A 2,084-nucleotide genomic window follows, 5' to 3' on the forward strand; every position below is an offset into this window, starting at 1 on the left:
GGCATGATCATTATTCTCGATTCTTTCAATTCGGGCCATTGCCATGGTAAATTGCCAGGTTAAATTGGCCACCCCTAAAGTGGTCAGGCCAGTGATAACCAGAATCGCAATGTTTAGAACCCATGCGACGGTGATTGACTTGTCGCCATTTTTAACAATTTGAACCATGCCATAATACCTCCCCATGGTTAGGGGTTAAACTGCTCAACCGGCACATCCTCGATATCAACCATCCTCGCATCGTCTTCCGTCGCAGCCGCCAGGATACCCACCTTAGCGGCATAATATTTAGCCATCCAGCCGCCCAGTTTAACGGCGTTGGCTTCGAGCATCCCCACGATAAATTCCGCCCCGCCGTAGAACTCCACCTGGGCGGTGACTGCCGCATCAAACCGGGCCAGGATAGCCGGGTCGGTCACGATGCCCCGTTGAATGGCCCAGCCCAGGATGGTGCCCTTGGTCAGATCGGTGATTAAGTCCTTGCTATTCCCCAGGGGGATTATGTCCAACTTGCGCCGGAGCTTTTCTTTGAGGTACTGGATGCGTTGCAGCTTAACCAGGTCCAGCGCGGTCTCTTCGCCAGTGAGGACCTGGCCGTAAGCTGATAGTTGTTCTTCTATGGTCATTTTCATGTCTCCTATATCATTATCATACGATGAAATCGTGCTGGACCATCACCGCCATACCGCCGGATTCCGAGCAGCTTATCGCTAAAGCTATCAATTCCATGAGCTATTTCGTCCTCACGGCGTCGATCTTCCAGACTCTTATTTTGACCTGTTTTTAGCTGCTCTTCTATGGTCATGGTGCCACCTCCCTTTGTAATTTTTATAGGTCCCGGGTAATTTAATGGAGTGCGGGGCTTTGGCTATCAGCCTCAGCATATATGCCAAGGAGTCGGTGCCCTTGGCGTGCCCGAGCAACGAGACCACTGCCGCCCGGTCGCCTGACTTTAATCTACGGCCAAACTTATAAAGGCTGTACTTCCGGATAATTCTTTTAGTCTTCCAGGTGCGATAGCCGACAAAATTGACCCCGCGTTTAAGCCTCTGAAGGGTGGATTTGGATAATTCCAGGTGTAGGTTGGTGTTCAGAAAATCCACTATGAGAGCCTTGCAGAACAGGCCCTGGTCCCGGCTGAGACCCACTAGGACCATATCATCCACATAGCGCACATAATGCCGGACTTTAAGAACCCGCTTAATAAAATGATCCACGGGATTGAGATAGATTAGGGCGTAGAGCTGGCTCAAGAGATTGCCGATGGGGATCCCCAGGGGCTCTCCGGTATCGGCAAAGAGCATCATCATCTCGACCAGGCGGACATCCTTGATCTTGCACTCGATCAGATCCTGGAGGATCCGGCGGTCGATGGAGTAGAAAAACTTGCGGACATCGAGCTTTAAAATATAGGCATCGCCATCATAGTGCCGGAGGGCCTGCTGGGTGTAGGTGCTGGCCTTGTGGGTGCCGTAGCTCTTACGGCAGGCAAAAGATGAGGCGATGAAGGTCCGGTCAAAGAGAGGATAGATCACCCGGTAGACGGCGTGCTGCACCACAATATCCCGGAAGGCCGGGGCATAGATCAGCCGAGGTTTCGGCTCATAAACCATAAAATTGAAGTAAGGTTGAGGGTGATAACTGCCGGTGTGGATCTCTTCATAAAGGGCGGCCAGGTTGCCCCCCAGGTTGATTTCAAATTCAAAACACGCCCGCTTCCCACGCTTGCCCTTCCGGGCGTCAAGATAGGCCTGGTATAAATTTTCTTTGCTGAAGACCTGCTCAAATAAATTGCCGTATCGCTTCATAAAGATCCTTCTGGTCTTCGGTTACCCTACCAAAAAGAAGGTTTCTCCCGATTTCGCCTAAGGCCGGAAAATCTATCCCTGTTCTTCCACTGTCCGCTATCTGCGGTTTGAGGAAATGCAGTCGCAACGCCAGCCCACGTTGTTGTTCGAGTTCGACCGATTGTTGTTCCAATTCAGGTACCAAACTCCGGCGTTGGAAGTGTTGTTCCAATTCGCGCAGGCGATGAGGCATATTAATAGATTTCCCAAAGTTTAATTCCAACGGTTATCGTCTTT

4 protein-coding genes are annotated in these 2,084 nt (G+C 51.0%); all 4 read right to left on the reverse strand.

Annotated features, from left to right (window positions below; all coding sequences use genetic code 11):
- Positions 1-188: 188 nt before the first annotated feature.
- The 4 genes from WC356_02200 to WC356_02215 are packed head-to-tail and all read right to left on the reverse strand — an operon-like array spanning position 189 to position 2,070.
- Positions 189-626: a hypothetical protein gene (locus tag WC356_02200; protein MFA5381949.1), complete on the reverse strand. Its 438-nt coding sequence runs from the start codon at positions 624-626 to the stop codon at positions 189-191.
- A gap of 11 nt (positions 627-637) precedes the next feature.
- Positions 638-805 carry a hypothetical protein gene (locus WC356_02205; GenBank protein ID MFA5381950.1) on the reverse strand — a complete coding sequence of 56 codons (168 nt, stop codon included), beginning with the start codon at positions 803-805 and terminating at the stop codon, positions 638-640.
- A complete protein-coding gene (locus tag WC356_02210) occupies positions 768-1,808 on the reverse strand; it encodes a reverse transcriptase domain-containing protein (GenBank protein MFA5381951.1) in 1,041 nt (346 codons plus the stop codon). The genes WC356_02205 and WC356_02210 overlap by 38 nt, the downstream gene beginning before the upstream one ends.
- Complete coding sequence (locus tag WC356_02215) at positions 1,783-2,070, reverse strand: hypothetical protein (protein MFA5381952.1); 288 nt, start codon at positions 2,068-2,070, stop codon at positions 1,783-1,785. The genes WC356_02210 and WC356_02215 overlap by 26 nt, the downstream gene beginning before the upstream one ends.
- Between the last annotated feature and the right edge of the window lie 14 nt (positions 2,071-2,084).

Source organism: Candidatus Micrarchaeia archaeon, from assembly GCA_041653315.1.
GTDB lineage: Archaea > Micrarchaeota > Micrarchaeia > Anstonellales > JAHKLY01 > JAHKLY01.